Source organism: Paeniglutamicibacter sp. NPDC012692 (assembly GCF_042901625.1).
GTDB lineage: Bacteria > Actinomycetota > Actinomycetes > Actinomycetales > Micrococcaceae > Paeniglutamicibacter.
The window spans coordinates 255,747-278,884 of the sequence record NZ_JBIBDE010000001.1; the positions used below are offsets into that span (position 1 = coordinate 255,747).

General features: G+C 66.9%; 21 protein-coding genes. 12 read left to right on the forward strand and 9 right to left on the reverse strand.

All coding sequences use genetic code 11. From position 1 onward, the window contains the following. Nucleotides 1–33: 33 nt before the first annotated feature. Nucleotides 34–1,635 (forward strand): ABC-F family ATP-binding cassette domain-containing protein, encoded by a 1,602-nt coding sequence (locus ACFY5D_RS01070; protein ID WP_387523812.1) that lies wholly within the window; start codon nucleotides 34–36, stop codon nucleotides 1,633–1,635. Between the two features lie 146 nt (nucleotides 1,636–1,781). Here the strand turns inward: ACFY5D_RS01070 and ACFY5D_RS01075 are convergent, their stop codons facing one another. The 4 genes from ACFY5D_RS01075 to ACFY5D_RS01090 all read right to left on the reverse strand — a co-directional run bounded on the left by ACFY5D_RS01075 (nucleotide 1,782) and on the right by ACFY5D_RS01090 (nucleotide 3,998). After that, nucleotides 1,782–2,045 (reverse strand): hypothetical protein, encoded by a 264-nt coding sequence (locus ACFY5D_RS01075; RefSeq protein ID WP_387523814.1) that lies wholly within the window; start codon nucleotides 2,043–2,045, stop codon nucleotides 1,782–1,784. A gap of 212 nt (nucleotides 2,046–2,257) precedes the next feature. Further along, nucleotides 2,258–3,187 carry an SURF1 family protein gene (locus tag ACFY5D_RS01080; RefSeq protein WP_387523815.1) on the reverse strand — a complete coding sequence of 310 codons (930 nt, stop codon included), beginning with the start codon at nucleotides 3,185–3,187 and terminating at the stop codon, nucleotides 2,258–2,260. Between the two features lie 5 nt (nucleotides 3,188–3,192). Then, the gene (locus ACFY5D_RS01085; RefSeq protein ID WP_387523817.1) at nucleotides 3,193–3,483 is read right to left on the reverse strand and encodes an acetone carboxylase; all 291 of its coding nucleotides are present in this window, start codon (nucleotides 3,481–3,483) and stop codon (nucleotides 3,193–3,195) included. Continuing rightward, nucleotides 3,480–3,998 carry a DUF3099 domain-containing protein gene (locus ACFY5D_RS01090; protein WP_387523819.1) on the reverse strand — a complete coding sequence of 173 codons (519 nt, stop codon included), beginning with the start codon at nucleotides 3,996–3,998 and terminating at the stop codon, nucleotides 3,480–3,482. Before ACFY5D_RS01090 ends, ACFY5D_RS01085 begins: the two co-directional genes overlap by 4 nt. A 206-nt stretch (nucleotides 3,999–4,204) precedes the next feature. Between ACFY5D_RS01090 and ACFY5D_RS01095 the strand changes: the two genes are divergently transcribed. From ACFY5D_RS01095 to ACFY5D_RS01105, 3 genes are all read left to right on the forward strand, one after another. Beyond that, entirely contained in the window at nucleotides 4,205–4,930 is a 726-nt protein-coding gene (locus ACFY5D_RS01095; protein WP_387523822.1) for a beta-ketoacyl-ACP reductase, read from the forward strand. A 1,033-nt stretch (nucleotides 4,931–5,963) separates the two neighbouring features. Further along, the gene (locus tag ACFY5D_RS01100; RefSeq protein ID WP_387523825.1) at nucleotides 5,964–6,428 is read left to right on the forward strand and encodes a GatB/YqeY domain-containing protein; all 465 of its coding nucleotides are present in this window, start codon (nucleotides 5,964–5,966) and stop codon (nucleotides 6,426–6,428) included. 181 nt (nucleotides 6,429–6,609) lie between these two features. Then, nucleotides 6,610–7,356 carry an SDR family oxidoreductase gene (locus ACFY5D_RS01105; RefSeq protein WP_387523828.1) on the forward strand — a complete coding sequence of 249 codons (747 nt, stop codon included), beginning with the start codon at nucleotides 6,610–6,612 and terminating at the stop codon, nucleotides 7,354–7,356. A 99-nt stretch (nucleotides 7,357–7,455) separates the two neighbouring features. Here the strand turns inward: ACFY5D_RS01105 and ACFY5D_RS01110 are convergent, their stop codons facing one another. The 4 genes from ACFY5D_RS01110 to serB form a co-directional block, all read right to left on the reverse strand. Next, entirely contained in the window at nucleotides 7,456–7,791 is a 336-nt protein-coding gene (locus tag ACFY5D_RS01110) for a hypothetical protein (protein ID WP_387523831.1), read from the reverse strand. A 175-nt stretch (nucleotides 7,792–7,966) separates the two neighbouring features. Next, nucleotides 7,967–9,028, reverse strand: coding sequence for an FUSC family protein (locus tag ACFY5D_RS01115; protein ID WP_387523833.1), 1,062 nt, complete (start codon nucleotides 9,026–9,028; stop codon nucleotides 7,967–7,969). 165 nt (nucleotides 9,029–9,193) lie between these two features. Further along, nucleotides 9,194–10,885 (reverse strand): VanW family protein, encoded by a 1,692-nt coding sequence (locus ACFY5D_RS01120; protein ID WP_387523836.1) that lies wholly within the window; start codon nucleotides 10,883–10,885, stop codon nucleotides 9,194–9,196. Nucleotides 10,886–11,043: 158 nt separating this feature from the next. Further along, on the reverse strand, nucleotides 11,044–11,952 hold the full coding sequence (gene serB, locus ACFY5D_RS01125) for a phosphoserine phosphatase SerB (RefSeq protein ID WP_387523839.1): 909 nt from the start codon (nucleotides 11,950–11,952) through the stop codon (nucleotides 11,044–11,046). 118 nt (nucleotides 11,953–12,070) lie between these two features. On the opposite strand from serB, the gene ACFY5D_RS01130 reads away from it, so the two are divergent. The 3 genes from ACFY5D_RS01130 to ACFY5D_RS01140 are packed head-to-tail and all read left to right on the forward strand — an operon-like array spanning nucleotide 12,071 to nucleotide 14,533. Further along, on the forward strand, nucleotides 12,071–12,856 hold the full coding sequence (locus tag ACFY5D_RS01130; RefSeq protein WP_387523841.1) for an ABC transporter ATP-binding protein: 786 nt from the start codon (nucleotides 12,071–12,073) through the stop codon (nucleotides 12,854–12,856). A gap of 15 nt (nucleotides 12,857–12,871) precedes the next feature. Further along, nucleotides 12,872–13,675, forward strand: a complete 804-nt coding sequence (locus ACFY5D_RS01135) for a sulfite exporter TauE/SafE family protein (RefSeq protein WP_387523844.1) — start codon at nucleotides 12,872–12,874, stop codon at nucleotides 13,673–13,675. Beyond that, nucleotides 13,676–14,533, forward strand: a complete 858-nt coding sequence (locus ACFY5D_RS01140) for a TrmH family RNA methyltransferase (protein ID WP_387523847.1) — start codon at nucleotides 13,676–13,678, stop codon at nucleotides 14,531–14,533. 22 nt (nucleotides 14,534–14,555) lie between these two features. Here ACFY5D_RS01140 and ACFY5D_RS01145 read toward each other — a convergent pair whose 3' ends face one another. Then, a complete protein-coding gene (locus tag ACFY5D_RS01145) occupies nucleotides 14,556–15,407 on the reverse strand; it encodes a DNA/RNA non-specific endonuclease (protein ID WP_387523850.1) in 852 nt (283 codons plus the stop codon). Between the two features lie 342 nt (nucleotides 15,408–15,749). Between ACFY5D_RS01145 and ACFY5D_RS01150 the strand changes: the two genes are divergently transcribed. From ACFY5D_RS01150 to ACFY5D_RS01170, 5 genes are all read left to right on the forward strand, one after another. Further along, complete coding sequence (locus tag ACFY5D_RS01150; protein ID WP_387523853.1) at nucleotides 15,750–16,007, forward strand: type B 50S ribosomal protein L31; 258 nt, start codon at nucleotides 15,750–15,752, stop codon at nucleotides 16,005–16,007. 286 nt (nucleotides 16,008–16,293) lie between these two features. Then, nucleotides 16,294–18,834 (forward strand): bifunctional lysylphosphatidylglycerol flippase/synthetase MprF, encoded by a 2,541-nt coding sequence (locus ACFY5D_RS01155; protein ID WP_387523856.1) that lies wholly within the window; start codon nucleotides 16,294–16,296, stop codon nucleotides 18,832–18,834. A 32-nt stretch (nucleotides 18,835–18,866) separates the two neighbouring features. Further along, entirely contained in the window at nucleotides 18,867–20,174 is a 1,308-nt protein-coding gene (locus ACFY5D_RS01160) for an alpha/beta hydrolase-fold protein (protein ID WP_387523859.1), read from the forward strand. 211 nt (nucleotides 20,175–20,385) lie between these two features. Beyond that, on the forward strand, nucleotides 20,386–21,621 hold the full coding sequence (locus tag ACFY5D_RS01165; RefSeq protein ID WP_387523862.1) for a heparan-alpha-glucosaminide N-acetyltransferase domain-containing protein: 1,236 nt from the start codon (nucleotides 20,386–20,388) through the stop codon (nucleotides 21,619–21,621). A gap of 58 nt (nucleotides 21,622–21,679) precedes the next feature. Next, nucleotides 21,680–22,747 carry a lipoate--protein ligase family protein gene (locus ACFY5D_RS01170; RefSeq protein WP_387523865.1) on the forward strand — a complete coding sequence of 356 codons (1,068 nt, stop codon included), beginning with the start codon at nucleotides 21,680–21,682 and terminating at the stop codon, nucleotides 22,745–22,747. Nucleotides 22,748–23,138: the final 391 nt, after the last annotated feature.

Consider the following 23,138-nt stretch of genomic DNA (forward strand, 5'->3'; position numbering starts at 1 on the left):
CAGGGCTCCTTAAACTCCACCGAAAGGGTCACCGTGATTTCCGTTGCCGATTTGGAGCTGCGCGCCGGCGCACGCCTTCTCATGGAGGGCGTCTCGTTCCGCATCGACAAGGGCGATAAGATCGGCCTCGTCGGGCGAAATGGTGCAGGCAAGACCACCATGACCCGCGTGTTGGCCGGCGAATCGCTGCCCGCCGGTGGCTCCGTCACCACCTCCGGAACCATCGGCTACCTGCCGCAGGATCCGCGCACGCCAAACATGGAGCAGCTGGCCCGCGACCGCATCCTCTCGGCCCGCGGCCTGGACATCATCGTCGGCAAGCTCAAGAAGTGCCAGGACGACATGTCCTCGGAGGACCCCGCGGTGGCGGCCAAGGCGATGCGCCAGTACGACCGCATCGAGGCCGAGTTCATCGCCGGCGGCGGCTACGCCGCCGAGTCCGAGGCCGCGGCGATTTCCAACAACCTGTCGCTGCCCGAACGCCTGCTCAACCAGCCGCTCTCCACCCTTTCCGGTGGCCAGCGCCGCCGCGTCGAGCTCGCCCGCATCCTGTACGCGGACGCCGAGACGCTGCTGCTCGATGAGCCCACCAACCACCTCGACGCCGACTCGATCACCTGGCTGCGCGGCTTCCTGGCCAACCACCAGGGCGGGCTGTTGGTCATCTCGCACGACACCTCGCTGCTTGAGGCCACCGTGAACAAGGTCATCCACCTTGACGCCAACCGCGCCACGATGGACGTCTACAACCTCGGCTGGAAGCGCTACCTGCAGCAGCGCGAGACCGACGAGCGCGCCCGCAAGCGCGAGCGCGCCAACACCGAGAAGAAGGCAACCACCCTGTTGGCCCAGGCCAACAAGATGAAGGCCCGCGCCTCGGGCGCCTCCGCCGCACAGTCGATGCTCAAGCGCGTCGACCGCCTGATGGGCGGCCTGGACGACGTCCGCGTCGCCGACCGCGTGGCGAACCTGCGTTTCCCGGATCCGGCCCCGTGCGGCAAGACCCCGCTGATGGCCGAGGGCCTGTCCAAGTCCTACGGCTCGCTGGAGATCTTCACCGACGTGTCCCTGGCGATCGACCGGGGCTCCAAGGTCGTCATCCTGGGCCTCAACGGCGCGGGCAAGACCACGCTGCTGCGCATGCTCGCGGGCGTGTCCGCCCCGGACACCGGCGACCTGGTCCCGGGCCACGGCCTGAAGATCGGCTACTTCGCCCAGGAGCACGACACCCTGGACGTCGACCGCTCGGTGCTCGAGAACATGCGCTCGGCCGCCCCCAGCCACATGGGCGACAAGGAGGTGCGCGGCATCCTCGGTTCGTTCATGTTCTCCGGCGACGACGTCGACAAGCCCGCCGGCGTGCTCTCCGGCGGCGAGAAGACCCGTCTGGCACTGGCGACCATCGTGGCTTCCAGCGCCAACGTGCTGCTGCTCGATGAGCCCACCAACAACCTGGACCCGGCCTCGCGCGCCGAGATCCTCTCCGCGCTGTCCAACTTCAGCGGCGCCGTGGTCATGGTGTCCCACGATGAGGGCGCGGTCTCCGCGTTGAACCCCGACCGCGTGGTGCTGCTGCCGGACGGCGACGAGGACCTCTGGAACGATTCCTACCTCGAGCTGGTCACCCTGGCCTAGCGCCGCATGGACTCGGAGGGGGCTGCACCAACATGGTGCAGCCCTCCCGTGCTTAACGCCCGGGCGTCCAGTCGGATGGCCGTTTCCCGGCACCGGAGCACCAGGCCCGGGGCAAGGCCCGGTTCGGCCTGCCCGGGGGATGAAATCTACACTTCGACCAGGAGCACCAAGGTCTCGCGCAGCACCCCGTCGTGGGCCATGGCTTCCTCAAACGCCTCGGTTTGCAGCGCGATCAAGAAGGCGTCCATATCGGGAACGTCCATCTCCACCGCGACTTGCGTCGGGTTCAACGGGTCCACGAAGGTGCGGACGTTGGTGATGCCCAGGGGCCCGAAGAGCTCTGCGCGCTTCCGCGAGGCAAGCCAATGTTCCATGTCCTTGACATCGTGGCGGGCGATCACGGTTGGCATGGCGTGTCCTCTCTACGGGGGCCGGCGGTTCGCGGGCCCTCTGTTCATCACGCTACGGGCCGTTCGCCGCCCAAACAAGATTTCAAAGGGTGCTCCGGCCCGGCCCGGCAAGCAAAAGCGGCCCTGTTCATCCGGAAGGCAATTCGGGATGAACAGGGCCGCGTCGTCGTGAGGGTGCCGTCGTGAGGGCGTCGACTTGACCGGGTGCGGGATCAGCCGGCGTCGGGGCGCCCGGAATGCTCGCGCTGCGCCGCCCGGCGCTCGAGCTCGTCGAGGTAGGCGTCTTCTTCGGCCTCGTCGGTGGGGGTTCCGTCGCGGCGAACCAGCTTCTTGGGGCGCTTGCGCATCCGGTGTGCCTGGTGCAGCACGGGCTCCTCGCCGCGCAGGGCCGCCTCGGCGGCTTCCTCCCGGTCCTCGCGGTTGATGCGGGCCTGCTGCTTGGCCGCGTAGCCGAAGCCGATGAAGACCAGCACGCCGAAGGCGAACCACTGGAACGAGTAGGACAGGTGCGGCCCCTCGTCCTCTTCGGGGCGCTGCAGCTGGGTGGGCGCGTTGGCCGGGGCCGGGTCCTCCAGGAACATCAGGCCGTAGCTTCCGGTGGCGATCGGGTAGTCGAGCTTGGCCGCGAAGGCGGGCAGGTCGATCGACGCCAGCTGGCCCTCGGGGGCGCCGCGGTCCAGCTTCGGCTCGCTGGCCTTCAGGCGCACCTGGACCTTCACGGTGCCGGCCGGGGGAGCGGGGATGCTGTCCGGCTGCCCGGCGTTTTCGTTGCCGATCGGCAGGAAGCCGCGGTTGACGACGACGGTGGTGCCGTCGGTGGTCCGGAACGGCACCAGCACTTCGTAGCCGGGGCGGGAACCGGAGATCCGGTTGCGCACGATGGTTTGGTCCTCGGTGAGGTAGCTGCCCTCAAGGGTGACGGGCATCCACTTGGCATCTGCGGGAAAATTCTCGAAGAGCGGCTTGGCCTGCGCGAAGGGGACGGGGGCCGCGTCGAAGTTGCGCTGCACATGGGAGATCTCGGTCAGCGCCTGTTCCCGCCTGTCCATCTGCCAGTTGCCCAGGAAGGCGAAGGCGGCGGCGAAAAGGCAGACCAGCAGGAGCCAGCCGATCCAGCGGGTGCTGGCCAGGAATCGATACACGCTAGTTAGTTCTCCTTGGAAATGGTGCCGTCGGGCTGCGCCGGTGGCTGGCCCGTTTGGGCGGGAAGCGGCAGCCGTTGCTTGAACAGCAGGCGTTCGGAAAGGTAGTTTTCCAGCCAGTCGGCGTGCTCGTCGCAGGCCAGCCAGATCTTGCGGCGTTCCGGGGTGTGGATTTTCGGGTTGTTCCACAGCAACTGGATGCTGGCGTCATTGCGGCAACCCTTGCGGGAGCACTTGGCCGGGCCCGCGGGTTCCGCGGAAGCTCCGGAGCCGGAGAGGCTGTCGAGCAGGTTCACTTGTCGTCCTCGGTTTTCGGTTCGCCGGGCCCTTGGGGGCTTCGTCCGTGCCGCGTGGAATCCGCCGCGCCGGCGTCCGGCTCCTCGACGAACGACCCGTCGATCGTGTCGGGGGCATCCTGCGGGTAGTGGTCGGGTTCGGTTTCGGATGTCCATCGGCCGTGGTTGGCCGGGTCGGACTGCTCCGAGCCGGACTCGGGGGAAGCCGTGATGGAACGGGGTTCGTCGCCGGCGAAGAATTCCGCGGGCGGTTCGCGCTTGGTCAGGTCGGCGCCGCCGTTGGCGATCACCACGGCCACGTAGGGAAGGACGATCGCTCCGGCGAAGCACACCCACTGGATCCAACCGTGGGTGAAAAAGGCCGCAAGGAAGCAGGCCATGCGCACCGACATGGAGATGGTGTATTTGAGCACGCGTGAATTCTGCTCCACGGTGTGGGATTCACGTGCCTCGGTGATTCGATGCACCTGGGGCCCGTGCTCGTGATGATGGTGAGTGGGATGTGGCTCGCTCATAGTTCTTCCGTCGATCCGTCCTTGTCATTGTCTCACCGACCAGTCGCGGGGTACGAATCGGGAACAGCTCCGACCCTACTCCTCTGCCGGAAACGGCGTTCCCGAACCGTGTGACCGAGATCCCGAGGACCCAACCCCGAACCGCTGCGCGCTAGGATTGAATCAGTAGAAACCACAAGCCCCTGATTACGTCTTTTGGAGGATCCATGTCCGAAATCCCATCCGCTCCCGCCCGCAGTGTCCTGGTCACCGGCGGCAACCGCGGCATCGGCCTGGCCATCGCCCGCGCGTTCGAGGCCAACGGCGACAAGGTTGCCATCACCTACCGCAGCGGCGAGGTCCCGGAGGGACTGCTGGGCGTGAAGGCCGACGTCACCGACGCGGCCTCCATCGATGCCGCCTTCACCGAGGTCGAGGCCGCACACGGTCCGGTCGAGGTGCTGATCGCCAACGCCGGAGTCACCCGCGACACCCTGCTGATGCGCATGAGCGAGGACGACTTCACCTCGGTCATCGACACCAACCTCACCGGCGCCTTCCGTGTGATCAAGCGCGCCTCCAAGGGCATGATCAAGATGCGCAAGGGCCGCGTTGTGCTGATTTCCTCCGTGGTCGGCCTCTACGGTTCGCCGGGCCAGATCAACTACGCAGCATCCAAGGCCGGCCTGGTGGGCATTGCCCGCTCGCTGACCCGCGAGCTCGGCTCCCGTGGCATCACCGCCAACGTCGTGGCCCCCGGCTTCATCAACACCGACATGACCGCCGAGCTGCCCGAGGCCACCCAGAAGAGCTACCTGGCCTCGATTCCGGCCAACCGTTTCGCCGAGCCCGAAGAGGTAGCCAACGTCGTGCGCTGGGTAGCCAGCGACGAAGCAGCCTACATCTCCGGCGCCGTGATCCCGGTCGACGGTGGATTGGGCATGGGCCACTAAGGCTTTCCCCTATTGCTGATTGCCGGGCTTCCGCGGCCGCAAAGCGCGGAAGCCCGGCAATCTGGCATTGAACACGCTGGACCCAGCGGGTTTTCCTCGGATACACACCGACCGCCAAAGCACCGGGACGCTTCCCATGAATGCGAACGCGAATCCCGCTACTTGCACGCCGAGCGGCCCCCAAATCGGGCCCCATGGGCAGTTGTTGTCCGCCGTGCTGCCATTGCCGAGATCGCAAAGAGGAAGTGGCCCTGCATGGGCCGACCCCAGCTGGGGTGACGACGATTTCGTGCTTCCGGTCAGATGTCCCTCGGCTCTGCCGGCTAGCTCCACCCCATAATTTCGACGTTTTCCGTGACGTACCTGACAACGTCTCCAGCGATCCTCGCGGCCAACGGGGTTGAATGTCCTTTGGCTGCGGAGCCGTGCTGCCGCCTGAGCGTGCTCGAGGCAGGTCCGTGTCTTGTGCCCTGTTGTGCGGGCGCAAGCGGACTGCAGCGCTGTGCCTAGGTCCACGGCGAATATCCTTCGTGCCAGAACGCGGGGGAGGGCTTATGGCCGTTGGCCTGGTCGACCTTGCTTGTAGGCCACTCCGGGCGACGGGCGCCCGATTCCGGCGATGTAGACCGGGGCCAATTTCGCACGAATCAGTGTCACCTCGGATGAAAAGCCCAAGGCATCGCGTGTCCAAGGGCGAATCAAGACCGGAATTTCATGGTGTGCATATCCATATACTCATATTATATCTAGGTAAATTTTTGACTTAGTTCGAAAAATCCCACACCGCTCAGGCGCAAAGCTCACCACCAAAGATTTCCAGGACCGACCAGCCCGGCATGACCAGCGGGGGAGTCGGGCGTTCTGCGCAGGCCGACGCTTTTCATTTCCGCGTGCCCATGTGAAGTGCCACTATCGGGACCGGTCGGGTGCGGCGGAAATCTGACCGAGGCAATAAACTGGATCGGATACCGGCATGGAATGAGTGCGGCCGCACTGCGTACTTGCCGGATAAGCAGCGAAAGAAGACCACACCATGGAAAACCTGAAAACCCGCCTGCGCGAAGACATGAAGAACCATCTGAAGGCTGGAAACCGTGTTGAGCTGATGACCGTGCGGAACCTGCTTGGTGAAATCAACACACGCGAAAAGGGCGGCAAGACCCCCGTTGAGCTCGACGACGCCGCGGTAACCGCATTGCTCCAGAAGGAAGCAGCGCGTCGACGCGAAACCGCTCAGACCTATACCGAGGCCGGGGCGCTGGACCGCGCCGCGTCCGAGAACGCCGAGGCCGAGATCATCGAGGCCTACCTGCCGGCACCGCTGGATGAGGCTGCCGTGAAGGGCATCATCGATTCGGCCATCGCCTCCTTGCGTGCCGACGGTGTCGAGCTGTCAATGCGCTCGATGGGTTCGGTCATGAAGCTGGTGAGCGCCGAGGTCGCGGGCCGCTTCGACGGCAAGGCCATCAGCGAAATGGTGCGCGCAGCACTCGCCTAGGCGCCAGGACTTCGCCGTACGGCAAATTTGGAGGTTTCCTACAAGCCTCCACGTGGGCGCCTGCTGGCAGGATTGAACCAGCAGAACGCATCTTTGTAAGAATTACCCAAACTTTCGGTGACCGGGTGGTTCCGATTGCGCCAAGCGCAGGAATCCCGACTCACCTCTTTTAGGAGCAGAATTGACCGATCTTTCAGCCAAGGGCGCCATCGTTACTGGTTCCTCGCGCGGCATTGGCGCAGAAGTTGCCAAGATCCTTGCGGCCCAGGGTGCCGGCGTTGTCATCAACTACCGCCAGAAGGCTCCGCGCGCCAACAAGATTGTTGCCGCCATCACGGAGGCAGGCGGCCGCGCAGTCGCTGTTGGTGCCGACCTCACCACTCCTGAAGGACCCGTGGCGCTGGTTGACGCTGCCATCGAGAACTTTGGTTCGCTTGATGTGCTGGTGCTCAACGCTTCCGGCGGCATGGAGTCCGGCCTCGGCGAGGACTACGCCCTTCGCCTGAACCGCGACGCCCAGGTTGCCATGTTGCAGGCGGCCACCGAGAAGATGGCCCCAGGTTCCCGCGTGGTCTTCGTGACCAGCCACCAGGCGCACTTCATCGACCAGGTTGAAACCATGGACGCCTACGAGCCGGTTGCCCGCTCCAAGCGTGCCGGCGAGCTGGCATTGCGCGAATTCATCCCGGCACTCGAGGCCAAGGGCATCACCTTCGTGGTCGTTTCCGGCGACATGATCGAGGGCACCATCACCGCGACGCTTTTGGACCGTGCGGAGCCGGGCGCCATTGAGGCCCGCCGCGCCGCCGCAGGCAAGCTGTACTCCGTTGAGGAGTTCGGCGCCGAGGTTGCAGCCATGGTCACGGCCGATGTTGCGACCGGACACACCGAATACGTCGGCGGCGCAGGCGACTTCCTGAAGAAGTAGCCTTCCCGCCAAAACGCGTGGGTTCCGCTTCCGGACTTGGAAGCGGAACCCACACGTTTTTAAGGCAGCTGTTGAGCACTCTCCTGGAGCCCAAGGCCGCTAGCCGCAGGCTCGGGGGACTTCAGTGCTGGATGCATTGGACGGGTAGCCCCGGCCGCCCGGCTGCGATTCGCACCACTCCTCGACAACGGCCCCGGTGGTAGCCCACACCGCTGGTGTCGATGCGGCGCCGACAACGACGATGAACAGCGTTGCCCACAGCCACGTCTTGCGAAACGTCCTGCACCGCAGCATCTTGTAAAACATCACTGCCGCTGCGGAATAGACGAGGGGGAGCATCAGGAACGGCAGTGCATTGCCCCACTGCTCGTGCGGCCCATTGAACATCGATGCCACGGCGAGCATGACCATCATCAGGGTGGCGATGGTCGGCAATACCGCAAGCGCGCAGACGGTCGAAGCCAGGACAACGGCCGGGTGCGATCGACGGTCGGATCGGCGCCTTGGGGCTGGATACGTTTCATGCTTTGTGGAGGTCATTGGACACCCAAGCTATCAAGGCTGCAGGCCCGTGGCCGGATGAGCCACCGGTGTCGCGGATTCTTGACGTTCAAGCCGTGCCGGTGGCCTTGACCGTCGCCGCGCGGGGCCGCCGCATGAAGGCGAGGAGCACAATCATTCCGATGACTGCGCCGATGGTGGTCTCGGCGGCGCGGTCCAGGACCAGCCCGCGGAGCGACCCCGGGTTCGCCAGGTAGCCCATCGCCAGGATGAGCGGCGTGAAGAACACCAGCGAGAGCCCGTAGTGGCGCACGATGTACAGCTCGGTGGGAAACTGGAACGCTATGACCAGCAGCACCAGGAAGACGGGGTGGGTGAATGCGCCGAGGGCCAGCGCGGCAACCGCCAGGCCTGCATAAGTCCCGATGACCCGGTGGAACCCGCGTGCCATCCCCGCGGAAAGGCCGGCCGCAGACAGCGGAATGGCGGCGGACGCCATGGCCCAGTACGGGTGGCCCCAGCCCATCGCCGTGGCGAGGGCGCCGGCAAACCCGACGGCAACCACGTACATCGCCCCCGTGGCCAAGTGCTCGGGCAGCGGAGGCATGAGGTGCGGTCCGGGTGTGCGGCGTTTGCCCGGGTGCCACGTGCGGATCCGGAACCAGCCGGCAAACCCGACGGCGATCGCGCAGGCGGCGGAGAGGACCGCCACGAGCGCCGGCACCCAGGGGCTCGTGCCCAGCGGAGTGGCGGCACAGGCGCCGAAGGCGAAGATGCCGAAGAACGGCCCCACCGGACGCAGGCGCAGCCGGTCGGTGACCACCGAGCCGATTCCCGCAACCAGCGTCTCCAATGCGACGAACCCCCACGCGCCCACGTTCGAGGCAGAGGTCAGAACGCCTGCAATCACGCAGGCGCACAGGAACGCCGCGGCGGAAACCTGGTGGAACAACCTCAGCTGGTGCGGTTCGCCGCGCCCGTACATGCCGGTGAAGCAGCCGAACACCGCATACATGACCAGGCTGGGGTGCCCGGTCGCCAGCAGGACCAGGGAAGGTATCGCCAAGCCGACGAACATCCGCAACGCGCCGCCGTGCTCGCCGCTGGAAGGCGGGATGTAGAAGAACGCCTTGGCCGCCGTGCCCCACTGCCTTGCATTCTTCCCGATCACGAAAAAACCCTATATCGCCGGCGCCGCTCGCGGGGAATCAGATGACGGCAGTGGTCACGGGGCCCGGATCCGGCCGGTCCGGCCAACGAAAAAGCGCCCCGGGCCGCCCCCGAAGGGGTGGACCGGGACGCTTCGGCGAACCGCTTCGGGCTCGTTGCGTTGCGGCTACTTTTCGCAGACGACCTTGTTCCACGGGGAGTAGGTCCACGACTTCGTCTCGGCCGGCAGTGTCTTCTCCGCGGAGGTGCGCGTGCGCGTCACGTTGATGGAGAAGCCCTGCTTGCCGCCGCTTTCCGGCTTGCAGTTGGAGGCCGAGTTGCGCTCGGTGCCCGGGTTGGTGAAGTTGTACTTCGCCGAAGAGCTGGACGTGACGGTCCAGTACGGGGTGCTCCACAGGCGCGTGTGGACGCGGCCGCCGCCGACCCAGGCCTCGACCAGGACGGCGTAGGGGGTGTTGTTCTTCCACTGCATGTCCACCTGGCCCTCCCAGAGGGTGGCCTCGCGGCCGGCCGGGTAGCGGTCGAACCAGCGGCTGTGCGGCTTGTGGGTGATGTCGTCGTAGCCGGCCAGGAAGCCCACGTTGTACATCTGGGTGGAGATCTGCGACAGGCCGCCGCCGACGGCCTCGGTGGCGAATCCGTTGACCACGACGCCGGAACCGTAGTACCCGTTGGCGGCGGTGATCGGGCCCAGGGCCTTCTCCAGGGAGAAGGTCTCGCCCGGCTTGACGATGACGCCGCTAAGCCGGCGCGTGCCGGCGTACAGGTTCTTGGTACGAACGGTGTCCGCTGCCGGGTAGGGGGTGGAGAAGTGGACGATTTCCTGCTTCACGCCCAGGGCCTTGGCCTTCGCGGTGGTCAGCTCGGGCTCCACGGTGGTGAGTGCGACCTTTGCCGTGCGGTCCGGATCCTGGCTGGCGGCCAGGACCTTCTCCGCGAGGCCCTCGGGGTCGATCGACTTGCCCGTCTGCGACGCGATCACCTTCGGGGCTCCTCCGGACAGCACGATCTGCGCGTCCTTGGCCGTGGACTTGAACCCGTCGGCGCCCGCGGCCGCGGCCTCGATGAGCTTGTCGGTGTCCAGCGACATGGTGACCTTGTCGCCCTCGTTCTTGAAGGACGCGGCGGAGGCCAGCTGGGCGGGGGAGAGGCTTGCCGTCGAGGTGCCGTCGGTCAGCTTGACCGGTCCGGAGACCAGCGGCTCGACCGTGTCGGTGAGCAGCTTTTCGAAGGTCTTCGTCGAGACCTTCGGTTCCTGCTTGGTGACGGGCAGTTCAACGGCGTTCGCCGGGGCGAACCAGCCGGCGCCCACGGTCTTGACGGCTGCGTCGAGGTCGACCTCGATGCCGGTCACTGGCTTGGTCAGCTTGGGCTTGGCGCCGTCGAAGGCGAGCTTGCCCTCGGCCGTCTCGGTGGCGAACTTCGGTGCGAGCTTCGCCAGCGCCTCGCGGAGCTTGGCCTCGTCGACGGTCGACACGGGCTCCACGGACTGGGAGCCGGTGAGTCGTTCGACGATCGTGGCCGGGTTCAGGTTGAACCCCGTCAGGCCGTCGAGCGTGGCGTCGACGTCGATGCCCAGGCCCGCCTTGGAGGGCTTGAGGGTTTCGGTCTTCTCGCCGACGGCCAGTGTGACCGGTTCGCTCGCCATCGGCTTCAGCTTGGTCTCCAGGAGCTGGCGCGCGGCCTCCGGCGACAGCGAACCGACGTTGACGCCGTGGACGGAGGTGTTGACGGGAATCTGCGATCCGGCATACGCCGCGGCGCCGCCGTACAGCCCGCAGGCCAGCAGGACGGAGGCCCCGGCAATGTACCAACCGCGTCGGGACTTGGGCTGGCTACCGCGCTTCACGTTGTCCATATCTTCACTGAGCAAAACGTCTGTTTCTCTTCCATCGATGGCACGGCCTGGCGCCGTATGTCGGGGTGCGGAGGCACAACAAAGTGGTCAACCGCCGAATGAATCCTACCGGTGTACTCCATTCGCCGGAGTAAATATCCGGCGTTCGGGGCAAATCGTTATGCGATTCCCACGAGATTCACAATGACGTCAAGGCGGGGGAGGTCGATCCGGGCGTCGGCGGCATCGCGCAGCGCCGGCTTTGCGTTGAACGCCACACCGAGCCCCGCGGCGGTAACCATGTCCAGGTCGTTGGCACCGTCGCCCACGGCGATGGTGTGCCCGACGTCGATGCCGAGCTCCCCGGCCCAGTCGCGCAACTTGGTCTCCTTGTAGGCGCGGTCGACCACCTGGCCGATGACGGTGCCGGTCAGCTTGCCGTCCTCGACGCCCAGCTCGTTGGCGCAGGCGAAGTCGAGGCCGAGCTCGGCGGCCAGCGGGTCCAGGATCTGGGCGAAGCCGCCGGACACAACCGCAACGTAGTGGCCGGCCGCCTTGAAGGCGGCGATGAGTTCGCTGGCGCCGTCGCTGAGGTGGACCGTCGAATGCACCTGCTCGATCACCGCGACGTCCAGCCCGGCCAGGGTCTTCACGCGGGCGTGCAGGGACTGAGCGAAATCGATTTCGCCGCGCATGGCGGCCTCCGTCACCTCCGTGACCTCGGCCTCGCAGCCCGCGTACGCGGCGAGAAGCTCGATGACCTCCTGCTTGATCAGCGTGGAGTCAACGTCCAAGACCAGCAGTAACTTTGGTGCGCGCACCAGTTCGGACGGCACCACGGCGATGCTCAGGGCGCGCACGGCCGGATCCTCCGAGCGCGCGTTGTTTCCGTCGAGCGGGTTGACCAAGGCGCGCAGCTGGCGAACGCTGCCGGTGACTTCCCAGCGGGCGCCGCTGCGCCCGGGGCCTTCGAACGATTCTTCGCTGATCACGCGGTGGCCCGCGGCGGCCAGGGTGGAGCGGAGCTTGACCGGTTCAATCGGGTGCGGGGCAGCGGAATGGAAGACAATGAAGGCTGTGGGATGCATGTTCTCCATTCTCCCGCGACGGGGCATCCAGCCCAAAACGGGGCGGCAAATGTTGCAGCACGTGTACAACCGTGCGCCGGTTGGGTCAAAACCGGGTCGCTGGCCTAGTGTTTTACCCATGAATGAAGTGCTGGGCCTGGCCGACGTCTGCGTTGTACGCGGACGCAAAGACTTATTGACGGACATCAACTGGCAGGTTAAAGAGGGTGAGCGGTGGGTCGTACTCGGACCCAACGGCGCCGGAAAAACCACGCTGCTGCAGATCGCCGGTGCGCGCATGCACCCCACGCGCGGTGTTGCCGGCGTGCTGGGCGAGGTGTTGGGCGCCGTCGACGTCTTCGAGCTGCGCCCGCGCATCGGCCTGTCCTCCGCTGCCCTTGCCAACCACATCCCGGAGCACGAGACGGTGCTCAATGTGGTGCTGACCGCGTCCTATGGCATGACCGGACGCTGGCGCGAGGCGTACGAGAAGCTCGACGAGCGCCGTGCGTTCCGGTTGCTGCACGACTGGGGCATGTCCACCATGATCAACCGCCCGTTTGTCACACTCTCCGAGGGCGAACGCAAGCGCGTGCAGATCGCCCGCGCCCTGATGACCGACCCGGAACTGCTGCTGCTCGACGAGCCGGGGGCCGGACTGGACCTCGCCGGCCGCGAGGACCTGGTGGCCCGCCTGAGCGAGCTGGCCAACGACGAGGAGGCCCCGGCCATGGTGTTGGTCACCCACCACCTCGAGGAGGTCCCCCCGGGATTCACCCACGCGATGTTGCTGCGCGAGGGCAAGCTGGTTGCCGCCGGCCCGATCACCGAAACCCTCACCGAGGAAAACCTCTCCGAGACCTTTGCCGTGCCGCTGAGCCTGCGCGCCGAAAACGGCCGCTACAGCGCCGTCGCCAAGCACTAGGACACGGGGGCCGCGATGGAGTTCTGGCGTGAGATAGTCATCTTCTTCGCCGGCCTGTGGGCCGGCACCATCAACACCATCGTCGGTTCCGGCACCCTGGTCACCTTCCCGGTGCTGGTGGCCCTCGGGTTCGCCCCGGTGAACGCGGTGGTCTCCAACGCCATGGGCCTGGTGGCCGGCGGCTTCTCCGGGGCCTGGGGCTACCGGCGCGAGGCCGCCAGCGTGGGCGGCACGCTGCTCAAGCTCATGCCGGTCTCGCTGGCCGGCGGGTTGATCGGCGCGTACCTGCTGCTGCACCTGCCGGAGTCGGTCTTCGGCTACGTCGCACCGGTGCTGATCGTGGTGGCGCTGCTGCTTGTCATCTTCCAGCCGCGGCTCTCCGCGTGGGCCAAGAAGCGGCAGGCCGCCAGCGTCGGGGTGAACCCCGCCGAGGCGGACCGCGCGAAGGTGACGCCGCTGCTCTATGTGCTGGTGTTCCTGATCGGCATCTACGGCGGCTACTTCACCGCGGCGCAGGGCATCTTGCTGATGGCCGTGTTCGGCGTCTTCCTGCACGCCTCGCTGCAGCAGTCCAATGCGATCAAGGTCATCCTGACCCTGGTGGTCAACATGGTCGCCGCGGTCTCCTACCTGATCTTCGCGCCCGAACGCATCCACTGGCCGGTGGTCATCCTCATCGCGGTGGGTTCGCTGATCGGCGGATTCATCGGGGCCAAGGTGGGGCGCAGGCTTTCCCCGGGCTGGCTGCGGGCCGTGATCGTCATGCTGGGCCTGGTGGCGCTGGCCAACATGGTCGCCAAACTCTTCTCGGGAGCGTAAATGAGCCAGAAGCCACCCGCCGACATCTCCGCCCTGCGTGCGCAGCTGGGGGACAGGCTTGTCATCGTGGAAGACGCCGCCGATCCGCGCGTGTCGGACTACGTGGCCCTGTCCGACGCGGCGCTGCGCCAGCGCACCGACCCGGAGCACGGGCGCTACATCGCCGAAAGTTCCAAGGTGCTGCGCCGGGCGCTGGCCGCCGGGCACAAGCCGCGCTCGTTCTTCATGGCCACCAAGTGGCTGGAATCGCTTGCCGACGTGTTCGCCGAACACCCCGGGGTGCCGATCTTCGCCGGCGAGGACGCGGTGCTCGAATCCATCACCGGTTTCCACCTGCACCGCGGGGCGCTGGCCGCCATGGACAGGCCAGAGCCGCTGACCCTTGACGACGTGCTGCCGACCGCCAGGCGGGTGGCGATTCTCGAGGACATCGTCGACCACACCAACCTGGGTGCGATCTTCCGCTCCGCCGCGGCGCTGGGCATCGACGCGGTGCTGATCACCCCGCGCTGCGCCGACCCGCTCTACCGCCGCGCCATCCGGGTGAGCATGGGGGCGGTCTTCCAGGTTCCCTGGGTGCGCCTGGAGTCCTGGCCGGACGACGTTGCGGAGCTGCGTGCCGCGGGCTTCGACATCGCCGCCATGGAGCTGACGGCGCATTCGCAGGGCATCGACGAGGTCGCCGAAATGCACAGCGAGAAGCTCGCGCTGATCCTCGGCACCGAGGGCGCCGGGGTGAGTTCCGCGGCGCTGGAGATGGCCGACCGCACGGTGATGATCCCGATGCGCCCGGGCGTCGATTCGCTGAATGTCGCCGCGGCCTCTGCCGTCGCCTTCTGGGAGCTGCGCGCCCGCTAACGGCCGCGGCCGGACCCGGGGCTCACCAGTGGATGTCGGCGGTGCGGGCCAACGGTTTCCGCTGCCCGGGGAGGGCGATCGCGGGAGCCGGCACCGGATCGGCATCGTGCAGGGCCCGGGGGAAGCGGAGCTGCGTGCGGTCCTCGAGCTCCGCCAGGGTGATCTCGTAGACCCTGAACTCGTCCAGGGCCAGGACCGCCCTGAGCTGGTCGAGGTCCTGGGTCAGCAGGAACGCCCTGGCCTTCAACACCCCGTTTTCACGGAACGCCAGGAGCTTCCAGTATTCCGAGGGCAGCGCCGTGCCGCGGTAGATGCGGTCGTCGTCGCGGAAGACCGGCCCGCCAAAGACGCTGACCCTGAGCCCTTCAACCTCGACGTCCGCGTAGAGGGCGTTTTCCAGCCTGCCCCAAACACCCTGCTGGCTGCTCTGGTTGAAGTCGTCCATCTGCGGGGTGATGTTGCTGTAGTAGAACGAGTCCTTGTTGGCCTGGAGCGCCTCCGCGGTGTCTCCCCAGAGCAGGTCGGCGCGGCGGGCGATGTGGCCGCGATCCAGGCGGTTGCCGGCGTAGAGTTCGCTGCCGGTCTGGGTCTCCGCCGGCAACCGGGGATCCTTGGTGAAGTCGAGGTTGCTCCGGCTGAGCAGCTTGATGCCGGCCCCGTCGATGTTCCAGGCGACCCAGCGGGCGAATCGCCGCGTCCTGCTCAGCGCCAGCGAGAAGTGGGTGTAGGGGATGGTTTCCGAGCCCTCCCACCGGACCGCGTCGTCCTCGATGCTGGGGTCCAGGGCAGGAACGTCGATCCGGTTGCCCAGGAAATCTGGTGCGTACCCGGTGCGCGGGATCGTTTCCCCGGATACCTGCGAGTTTGCGGACATGTCGGCCAGAGCCCCTCTCGATGGTGTGCCGTGCTTGGCCGGCATCCGGGCACCTCCTGCGGATTGCGACCAGCATACCCATGGCCGCGGCGCCTTCACGTCGGAAGGGCCGCCGGAGGCACGTGTTTCCCCGGAACGTAGCCGCAACCGGGCAGCGTTCAGGAGGGATTGTCCGGGCACGAAGGTTCAGTGGTTGCCCGTGCGTTTCCAACGCTTGTGGTCGGGTGGAAAATTCGTGTCCCGCTCCGGTATACTGGAATGTCGGCTTCGTGACCTCACGGGCCGGTTTGACGCAAATTTTGGTCGCTGGCAAAATCCAGTGACGTGAACAAAGGTTTTAGCATGAAGGCTGATATTCACCCGCAGTACAACACCATGGTGTTCCACGACCTCGCCTCGGGCGAGAAGTTCCTGACCCGTTCGACGGCCACGAGCAAGAAGACCATCGAGTGGGAAGACGGCAACACCTACCCGGTCATCGACGTCGAAATCTCCGCCGCTTCGCACCCGTTCTACACGGGCAAGCAGCGCATCATGGACTCGGCCGGACGCGTCGAGCGCTTCAACGCTCGCTTCAAGGGCTTCGGCGCCAAGAAGTAATTCTTCGCCTTCACGCCTGCAACGGGATCTTCCTTCGGGAAGGTCCCGTTGCTTTTTAACGATCATTCCCGTCCGGATTGAGCCACGCGTACCCGGGATCCCGGACGATGGAGAAAAATACAAACCGGTGTACACCCGTGAGACACACTAATGGGCAGGGCGCGAGACTTGAAGCGGTCGGCGTCGGCAGCTACGCCAAGAGTCTTTGGGGCTCAGCGGACAAAAAGCGCAAGGTGGTCAACGCGGAGGCGTGGACATGAGCCTGCGGACGTGCATAATGTGCACCATGGAAGGCTTCGAACTTCCGGGCACCCGCCTGCGTATGCTTCGCGGCCTGTGGTTCCGGTTGGTGCGCCGGGCCGCCGGTGCGCCGCTGACGCTTGCCTACCTGTCGGTGCTGTGGGTGGCCGGGATCGCCGACAGCCGGAGGCTGACCGGGGCACCGTTGCGGTTCCGCGAGGTGGCCGCCGCGTCCGTGGACACTTTCCCGGACACCTGGTGGACCATCTTCACCTCCATGCTGTGGGCCCCCAGCCTGGTCTCCTGCATCATTGGCAGCATCCTGTTCCTGGCCGTGGGCCTGGCGTTCGAACAGCGCATGGGCAGCCTGCGCTTCGGTGTCGCGGCCTTGGTGGGTCATTTGTGCGGCACGGCCGCGGTCGTGCTGCTGGCGGTTGCCGTCGAGGATATGCCGCCCAGCTGGACCGAGGCCCTGGCGGAGGGGGACTACCTGGGACCGACGGCGCCGGCATGCGCGGTGCTGGCCGCGGGGTCGGCCTGGATGGGCGTCCTGTGGCGGCGACGGATCCGCACCGGACTGCTGGCAGTGCTGGTCACCTTGGTGCTCTACGTCGGCTTTTTCGCCGACGCGGTGCGCCTCGTGGCGGCCCTGGCCGGGCTGCTGCTCGGGCCGAGGCTGGCCGGCCGGGCCACACGGACCCGAACCGCCGCCTCGGTCCGGGAACTGCGCGTACTGGTCTCGATCATTGTGGCGGCCTCGGCCATCGGCCCGGTGGTGGCGGCACTGAATCCGGCGGCCCTGGGCCCGTTGTCCTACCTGCAGTACGTGTTCACGGGGCTGGAACCGCGGGACCCTGCCGAATTGATCGATCTATGCTCCGGCGACGATCCCGGGGACTGCCTGCTTGCCCGGGCACAACAGCTCACCGGCATCGGGGGCCTGTTCATGGCGGTGGTGCCTTCCTACCTGTTGCTGTTGTGCGCCGCCGGACTGCGCCGAGGCCGGCGCGCCGCCTGGTTGGGCGTCGCAGCCGTATACGCGGCCATGTCCGTGGTAGCCGGCGCCCAATTGGTCTCGCTGGCCGCCGATGAAGAGGAAGCGACCTTCTTCCGGGCCTTGGCCGTCTTGGATCCCGGCGACGCCGTGGACGAAGTGGTCCCGCTGATCGTCCCGATGCTGCTTCTCGCGGCTCTGCTGCCCGCACGCCGGTGGTTCACGGTTCGGGCGCCGGCGGGCACCTACCGGAGGGCCGCCGTCCGGGCGGTGGCCGCCGCCGCCATCCTGGCCGCCGGCTACGTTGCCGCCGCCTGGGCAGTGGCCGGACAGTTCGCGCCGCAGCCGGATCCCGGCCGGATCCTGGCAGATGTTCCGGACCGTTTCCTGCCGCTGGGGTCGGCACTCGGCCTGGTGCCGGCATTCATCCCCACGGGAGTGGTCGCGGCCCTGCTGTACGTGGGTCCGGGCATGGTGTTGTGGCTGCTGGTCGGGGCGTTGCTGCTGCAGTCATTCCGCCGTCCGGCCCTGCCGCAGGACCAGGCGGATGCCCGGCATGCCCGGGCGATCCTTGAAGCCGCCGGCGGCAGCAATCTGGCATGGATGACCACGTGGCCGGACAACGAGTACTGGTTCTCACCCAGCGGCCGCAGCGTCGTGGCCTACCGGGTGCACGCATCGGTGGCGTTGACGCTTGGCGACCCGGTGGGCCCGCAGGACGAACACCGCGAGACCGTGGACGGGTTCGCGGACTTCTGCAACCACGTGGGTTGGACCCCCTGCTTTTACTCGGCCACCGGAATTGTCCGTGCCCACACCGAACGGCGTGGTTGGGGGCACCTGCAGGTGGCCGAGGAGACCGTGGTGTCTCTGAAGACGTTGGCCTTCGAGGGCAAGAAGTTCCAAGACGTGCGCACCGCCCTGAACCGCGCGGGGCGAGAGGGGATCCGGGCCCAGTGGTACCGCTACCGGAGCGCCCCGTTGGCCATCACCGAACAGATCCGGGCGATCGACGCGGATTGGGTGGCGGAGCGGAGCCTGCCCGAGATGGGCTTCACCCTCGGCGGCTTGGCGGAGCTGGCAGACCCGGAGGTGCGAATCCTGGTCGCCGTGGATGACCAGGGAAGGGTTCACGGGGTCGTGTCCTGGCTGCCGGTGCACCGCGGGGGCATGATCGCCGGCTGGACGCTGGACTACATGCGCCGCCCGGACGGAGGTTTTCGACCGGCCATGGAATTCCTCATCGCCTCGGCAGCGCTGTCCCTCAAGGCCGAGGGCTATGGCTTCCTCAGCCTCTCCGGCGCTCCGCTGGCCCGTTCCCGGAACGGTGAACCGCTCGACGGCGGCACGGCCGGAAACCTGGATGCCTTCCTGGACTGGCTGGGCGCCGCGATGGAACCGGTCTACGGATTCCGGTCCCTGCATTCCTTCAAGGAAAAGTTCCAGCCAAGCCACCTGCCCTTGTTCCTGCTCTACCCGGATGCCGTGGCCCTTCCTCGGATCGGCCGCGCCGTGGCCCGTGCCTACCTGCCGGACGTCTCGGTCCGGCAGACGGCGGAACTGCTGCACAAGGTCCTCGACCGCAAACCCTGAAGGCCGGCCCGCCGGCGGCGAAAGGAGCGCCCATGTCCGATCTGTCGCTGGTGGACGGCCCGGTGCCGTTGCTGTTCAACGTGCTTGCCGTGCTCGGGGGCCTGTGGCTGATGGCGGGCGGCCGGCGGTTGTGGCTGCGTGCGGTGGCGCCGGCGTTGCTCGGCGGCATCGCGGGCATGGCGCTGCTCTGGTACCTGGCAGAAGAGGCCTACGGCTGGTGGGACGAATCCTTCCCCCGCCTGCTCTACTTCTGGGCCGGGGGCGCGGTGGCTGCAGCGATCCTGCTGGTGCCCCGCCTGCTGGCCGGGCGCAGAATCCTGGGGCGGGTGGCCACGGTGATGGCGGTCCTGTGCGTGTTACTGGCCGCAGTGGCGCAGGCGAACGTGCAATATGCACTTTTCCCCACCGTGGCCAGCGTGTTCACCGTCGAGGGCCTGTCCGCGGGATCCATCACCGCGGTGGTCGGCTCCCGGCCGCCGGATTTCCCCGCGCCCCCGGCCACCACCGAATCGAACTGGATGCCGCCGCCGGACATGCCCGCCCACGGCAGCGTGTACAGGGCGGCGATCCCCGGCACGGTCTCCGGCTACCGGGGAAACGACGCCTACGTCTACCTGCCACCTGCCTATCTGGCCGATCCGGAAGGCAGCAACCTGCCGGTGCTGGTCCTGATCCACGGAAGGCCCGGCGGGTCGGATTCGTGGACCTCCTCCGGCAAGTTGGCCGCGGCGATGGACAGCTACGCCGCAGCCCACCGCGGTCTCGCCCCCGTGGTCGTGATGCCGGACCTGTCCATGGGCGGGGCCTCCAGATGGCCGCTGTGCCTGGACTCGGGGGTGGCCCGATCCGCCACCTACCTGGGCGTGGACGTGCCGGCGTGGGTGCGCGGAACGCTGGGTGCCGGAACCGCCAGCAAGCGGCAGTGGGCCATCGGTGGACTATCCTCCGGCGGGACCTGCGCCCTGCAGCTCGCCGTCAACTTCCCGCAGGCCTACCCCACCTTCCTGGACCTGTCCGGCGAGTCCGAGCCATCGGTCCACGGCGGCCGCGATCGGCTGGTTCGGGAGTACTTCGACGGCGACCCGGACGCCTTCGCCGCCCAGAACGCCCAGGACGTGCTGGCCCGGCGGACGTTCCCCGGCACGGCCGGCAGGTTCGTCGCCGGCATCGAGGACAACAAGTACGGAAACGAGCTGGACCCGCTCTACGCAGCGGCCCGAAAGGCCGGCATGCAGGTACGGTTCGACAAGGTGCCCGGCACCCACAGCTGGCACATGTGGGCCGCCGAGCTGCCCCGGCAAATGCCGTGGCTGATGCAGCGGACCGGCCTCGTTCGCTGACCCGCCGAACAGGTGTGCCGCATCGTGCCGGATCCGGTCGTGGTTCATTTCGCGACCCCGGGACGGGGATTCCGGGCACACTGCCGTGAGCCGGCGCAAAGCGTTGCCGCGGGCCCCGCCCGGCAGTACGATGGCGGGAGCAACTCCGGCACCGGGTCCAGTTCCCTTCCGCAGTCGTTCCCGCGCCGGCGGAGGATCGAAGAGGCCCACCATGTTCGACGCCGCAAATGCCCCCGTACCCGAGACCGCTGAAAAGCCGGTGAAGCCCGCTGCCAAGAAGCGCGTCACCGCCGTTGACGCGGCACGTTGCCTGGCCTTGATCGGCATGATAGGCGTCCACGTACTGCCGGAGGAGAGTACCGGGGGAGACGCCTCCCTGACGTGGGTTCTCTTTGCAGGCCGGGCATCCGCGCTGTTCGCCCTGCTGGCCGGGGTCTCGCTGGCCTTCAGCTCCGGCGGATCGCGACCCTTGCGCGGGCGTCCGCTGAAGGCGGCCATGGCCGGGGTCGCCGCCCGCGCCGTGGTGATCATGGTCATCGGAATGGCGCTGGCCTACGCGGAGCCCTCGGCGGAGATCATCCTGGTCTACTACGGCGTCATGTTCCTGCTGGCCGTGCCGCTGCTCGGATTGACATCGCGGATGCTGGCGATCCTGTCGGTGGTCTTCGCCATTGGCGGCCCGATCCTGCTGCAGGCCTTGCGCGGGGTGATACCCGCCCCGGAGGAGGACAACAACCTCACCTTCGGCATGTTGTTCACCGACCCGCTTGTGAGCGCCGGACAACTGCTTTTCACCGGCTTCTACCCGGCTGTGCCCTGGATGGCCTACATGTGCGCCGGCTTGGCCATCGGCAAGCTGGACTTGAGCTCACGGAAAATTGCGGCCTGGCTGGCCGCGGGTGGCGCCTGTCTTGCCGCGGCGGCCTGGGCGATATCGGGGATGCTCATGGTCGGCGTCCTGCACCTGACACCGGGCGAGTCCGCCGATCTGCTGGCGGCGGGCGACGACCCTCCGGTGAAAGTGGACTCTTGGGCCTGGCTGGTGGCGGCCTCCCCATACTCCCAAATGCCGCTGGAACTGCTGCACACCATCGGAACCGGCATGGTCGTCCTCGGCCTCCTGATCCTGGCCAGCAAGTCCCTGCACCAGGTCATCGACGTGCTGGCCCCTGCCGGCAGCATGACGCTGACGCTGTACTCCGGGCATCTGCTGTTCCTGGCCGCTGGACTCTTGGGCGAGCGCCCCTTCGCGTCCTTCGGGCTCCAGATCGTAGCCGCGCTGCTCTTTGGCGTCCTCTGGCGCAACCTCGTGGGCCGCGGACCGCTGGAGGCCGCCGTCACCGCGATTTCCACGAGGGTCAAGAATGCGGTGCTGCGCAAGGAATCCGATCAGAAGGATCAACCGGGACCAGTGAAGCCGGGGGCGGCCGGGCCTTCCGGACCGTAGGCCGCGGGCGCCGGATGCGAAGCGGGGAACCGTGCCCCGTGGACATAGGATGGAAACCATGGATTTTGGCTACACGCATCACGGTGAATACAAGGTTGTCGGCGGCAAGTTGGTCGTCGCAGACCTGCGGGTCCAGGACGGGGTCATCACCGCCGCCTCCGTCAACGGGGACTTCTTCCTAGAGCCCGACGAGGCCCTGGAAGACCTGAACGCTGCCCTCATCGGGTTGCCGGACACCGTGGAACACTCGGTGGTCCGCGACGCGGTGGCCAACGGCCTGCGGAGCGACGCCGTGATGTTCGGATTCGATGCCGACGCCGTGGCACGCGTGGTCCGCCGCGCCCTGGGCCACGCCACCGCCTGGGTCGACCACAAGTGGGAGGTCATCGCGCCCTCGGTGCTGCCGATCGCGCAGAACGTCGCCCTCGACGAGATCATCGCCCGGCAGGTAGCTGCCGGCACCCGCGGGCCGACCCTGCGGTTCTGGGACTGGGACGACTCGGGCGTCGTCATCGGTTCCTTCCAGTCGCTGCGCAACGAGGTCGACGCCGAGGCCGCCGCGGCGCACGGCATCCAGGTGGTCCGCAGGATCAGCGGCGGCGGGGCCATGTTCATGGAGGCCGGGAACTGCATCACCTACTCGCTCTACCTGCCCGGCTCGCTGGTCGACGGGATGAGCTTCGCCGATTCCTACCCGTTCCTCGACGTCTGGGTCATGGAGGCGCTGGCATCGATCGGCGTCGAGGCCCACTACAAGCCCCTCAACGACATCGCCACGGACGCGGGCAAGATCGGCGGGGCGGCGCAGAAGCGCCTGGCCGGCGGCGTCGTGCTGCACCACGTGACCATGAGCTACGACATCGACGCGGAAAAGATGATGAGCGTGCTGCGCATCGGCCGCGAGAAAATCTCCGACAAGGGCATCGCCTCGGCGGCCAAGCGCGTGGATCCGCTCAAGCGCCAGGCCGACATGGGCCGCATGGAACTCATAGAGGTGATGCGCCGGACCTTTGCGGCCAAGTATGCGGCGGTGCCCGGCACGCTCGACGAGGAGACGCTGGCAGCCGCCAAGGAGCTCGCCGAAACGAAGTTCACCACCGAGGAATGGACGGCGCGCGTTCCGTAGGGGCGGGTTCCCCGATATCCCGCAAGTAAGTGTCTTGGTAGTAGCGGCGGGAAAATGAACGCTACGCTCACGCCGTCAGGTTGAGGTCGGGCCGCTGGCGGCGCGGTGGTCTGCAATGACGGTGTAGACGGGGCCTGATCTGCAGGGGAACAGTGGTTGGCGCCAATCAGGCATGTCTGTTTATCCGCAGGTCTGGCCAGTTCTGGCAGAAAGCCGGATTCACGCCAGCAGATACGAAAGATCCTGCGATTGCCCTTGCATCGACACGCCATGTTCAACTATCTACTGAAGCTGGCCAGCTCGGACGCGAAGTCGCTTGGAACCGACAACTCTGAGACAACGCGTCATCTTGACATGAGGCAAAGCGGGGGTCACTGTAAGGGCATCGCAA

Excerpts from the sequence above, each read along its gene's own strand:
- ACFY5D_RS01075 (WP_387523814.1), bottom strand. The coding sequence starts at position 2,045 with ATGCCAACCGTGATCGCCCGCCACGATGTCAAGGACATGGAACATTGG.
- ACFY5D_RS01090 (WP_387523819.1), bottom strand. The coding sequence starts at position 3,998 with ATGAGCGAGCCACATCCCACTCACCATCATCACGAGCACGGGCCCCAG.
- ACFY5D_RS01095 (WP_387523822.1), top strand. The coding sequence starts at position 4,205 with ATGTCCGAAATCCCATCCGCTCCCGCCCGCAGTGTCCTGGTCACCGGC.
- ACFY5D_RS01100 (WP_387523825.1), top strand. The coding sequence starts at position 5,964 with ATGGAAAACCTGAAAACCCGCCTGCGCGAAGACATGAAGAACCATCTG.
- ACFY5D_RS01120 (WP_387523836.1), bottom strand. The coding sequence starts at position 10,885 with ATGGACAACGTGAAGCGCGGTAGCCAGCCCAAGTCCCGACGCGGTTGG.
- serB (WP_387523839.1), bottom strand. The coding sequence starts at position 11,952 with ATGCATCCCACAGCCTTCATTGTCTTCCATTCCGCTGCCCCGCACCCG.
- ACFY5D_RS01130 (WP_387523841.1), top strand. The coding sequence starts at position 12,071 with ATGAATGAAGTGCTGGGCCTGGCCGACGTCTGCGTTGTACGCGGACGC.
- ACFY5D_RS01135 (WP_387523844.1), top strand. The coding sequence starts at position 12,872 with ATGGAGTTCTGGCGTGAGATAGTCATCTTCTTCGCCGGCCTGTGGGCC.
- ACFY5D_RS01140 (WP_387523847.1), top strand. The coding sequence starts at position 13,676 with ATGAGCCAGAAGCCACCCGCCGACATCTCCGCCCTGCGTGCGCAGCTG.
- ACFY5D_RS01145 (WP_387523850.1), bottom strand. The coding sequence starts at position 15,407 with ATGTCCGCAAACTCGCAGGTATCCGGGGAAACGATCCCGCGCACCGGG.
- ACFY5D_RS01150 (WP_387523853.1), top strand. The coding sequence starts at position 15,750 with ATGAAGGCTGATATTCACCCGCAGTACAACACCATGGTGTTCCACGAC.
- ACFY5D_RS01155 (WP_387523856.1), top strand. The coding sequence starts at position 16,294 with ATGGAAGGCTTCGAACTTCCGGGCACCCGCCTGCGTATGCTTCGCGGC.
- ACFY5D_RS01160 (WP_387523859.1), top strand. The coding sequence starts at position 18,867 with ATGTCCGATCTGTCGCTGGTGGACGGCCCGGTGCCGTTGCTGTTCAAC.
- ACFY5D_RS01165 (WP_387523862.1), top strand. The coding sequence starts at position 20,386 with ATGTTCGACGCCGCAAATGCCCCCGTACCCGAGACCGCTGAAAAGCCG.
- ACFY5D_RS01170 (WP_387523865.1), top strand. The coding sequence starts at position 21,680 with ATGGATTTTGGCTACACGCATCACGGTGAATACAAGGTTGTCGGCGGC.